The sequence below is a fragment of the Moorena sp. SIO4A1 genome (assembly GCF_010672065.1).
GTDB lineage: Bacteria > Cyanobacteriota > Cyanobacteriia > Cyanobacteriales > Coleofasciculaceae > Moorena.
In genome coordinates, this window is the sequence record NZ_JAAHHX010000316.1 from 1 (window position 1) to 2285 (window position 2285).

The window sequence follows — 2285 nt, forward strand, 5'->3', positions numbered from 1 at the left end:
GCGGTCAACCCTTTAAGTTCACGAGCCAATCTAGCCATTCGTCCCTTAGCAAAATTGACTTGAAAGCGAGTCCTTTTCAGAAGCCGTTGTCTAAGATTTTCATAAAGCGTTTGTTTATCGATAGCTTCATAATATGGAAGATCGTGATTCAAAAGTATTGGGATAATATCAGGATTTTCTTCTAGAAATAGCAGACTGCCTTCCTGGTTAAATGCTTCAATTCCTTCCATTCCCAAAGTGCCTAAATCAGCCAAAGCAATAATCCGAGCTACCAGAGATAGGTTTTTATCAGAATAGTAGAGGTCAGGTTGGTAAATTGTATTGTCTAAACTATCATACCAACAAATGGTAGCATTAATGGCTTCTATAATGATTTGTAAATCTGAATCGGTAAACAAGGTCAGATGGTTAGAAGTTTGCTTGCTTATCCATTCATTCTGATTTTTGATGTAATCCAAAAGCTTAGTAATTGTAGCGGCTTCGCTCACACCATTTTCTCGCCGTCTAGAAGTATGGGGTTTGATTTGAGGGAGAAACTCTTGTACCATATCGTGAGCAATGGCGCACAGATCGATTAACTGTTTCATTCTGCTCAGATAGTCTGCTGCTATATCATTGTCCAGACAGGCTTCCCAATAGGGTCTGATGGCTTGGAAAATCCGATCAGCTCTACGCTGCACTCCCTTAACATGGTCACAATTATGATAGTAAAGCTGTTTTCGCTCCGTTTCTTTTTCCATTTCCAACAGAGCAAAGGTTTTTACCCTAGTGACTGCTTCGATAAAGGAGCTAGGAAGCTGAGCTAAATCATCAATTGATGGGTGTAATAGATACTGATTATCCTGATTTATTTTATTCATGATAACTATCGGTTTTAAATACCAAAAATTGATTGAATACGTTTGCGAATTTCCGCGAAAGGAGTTTCGTCTTCCTCTGTGCTACTAACAGTTATTCCTAAGCGTTCCAATGTCTCTTGACGTTTGGATAATTCTTCAGAAATTCGGTCAGCTAATTCTTCGTGCTTAGCCAATAGACTTTGTAAATTGTCTCGATCCACCACAAACAGCATCGTCTCTTCTAGGGTACGAAGAGTAGCAGTACGGGGAGTACCCATCAGCAGAGACATCTCCCCGATAAATTCCCCAGACTTACGGGTAGCGACTCGTTTTCCAATCGATTCTACAAACACTTCCACTTTTCCAGATAGGATAATATAAAATGAGTCCCCTAGATCGTTTTCCCGACAGATGGTTTCGTAAGCTGGGAGAGTTTTCCGATAGCCCTCTTCAATGATATGTCGCAGTTCGATATCGCTGCAGTTTTGAAAATAACTTACTTGCCGCAATAGATCTGCCAGCTTCCAGGCTTTAGCGGATTTAGACTTGGGTTTGCGTTTAGCTGTAGTTGATTGCTTGTGGGTTGAGGAGGAGCCATGAGTCACCCCGGGGGTTTGTAATTGCCGAAACAGGGAGACTAAGGCTTCTGGATTGTGAATACGCAAGTTTCGCTCAGGGTGGCCGGGTTCGATGTGGCGCGATCGCAATTCAGTATCAATCAGATAATACAAAGCACTTTTAATCCCTTGGCTCTCTGCTGGTTTATCGATCCAAACCAAAAGTTCAAAATCCATCCCTTCCTCTCCATAGCCCTTGAACCAAACTTGGGGAGAGGGAGAAGATAAAACTCGAGGTTCTTGGCGGGCAGCCGCTAACAGCAGCTCTGTGATCACAAGGGGATCTAATTCATCGGGAAAATTGATGGGAATTTGGAGACGACTTGTAGGGTTTTCGTAGCTCCAGTTAATGACATTGTTTTGGACAAAACTGTTATTGGGAATAATAACACAAACGTTGTGAATGGTTCGTATTACTGTAGAGCGAATCGATATTTTTTCCACAGTTCCTGACAGATTATCGATTTCTATATAGTCTCCCACTTTAATCGGTTGATCAAGCAGGATAGTCAGACCACTGATAAAATTGCTAGCTAGATCTTGTAGTCCAATTCCAAAGCCAATACCGAGAGCACCAGCAAAGATTGCTAAAGAACTTAGGTTAATCCCTGACGTTTGTAGAACGATTAAAAACCCTAAGATACTTAGAATGTAACCGATAATAGAAGCGAGGGCTTCGCGAGTACCCCGATCCATCCTGAAACGGCTCAGTAACCAATGTTTAATCAGAGCTTTGATGGTACGGGATATCAGAATAGCGATGATACATAAAAACAGGAATTTGCCTAAGAAACTCAGAGAAAAGGCTTGGCCACCAAATTCAAATAGC

2 protein-coding genes are annotated in these 2285 nt (G+C 41.6%); both read right to left on the minus strand.

The features are described 5' to 3' along the window. Positions 1-860 (minus strand): hypothetical protein (locus F6K53_RS37675; protein WP_293084785.1); only part of this gene is annotated, 860 nt, incomplete at its 3' end. A 14-nt stretch (positions 861-874) separates the two neighbouring features. Then, the coding region (locus F6K53_RS37680; protein WP_293084788.1) for a mechanosensitive ion channel domain-containing protein at positions 875-2285 on the minus strand (1411 nt) is incomplete at its 5' end.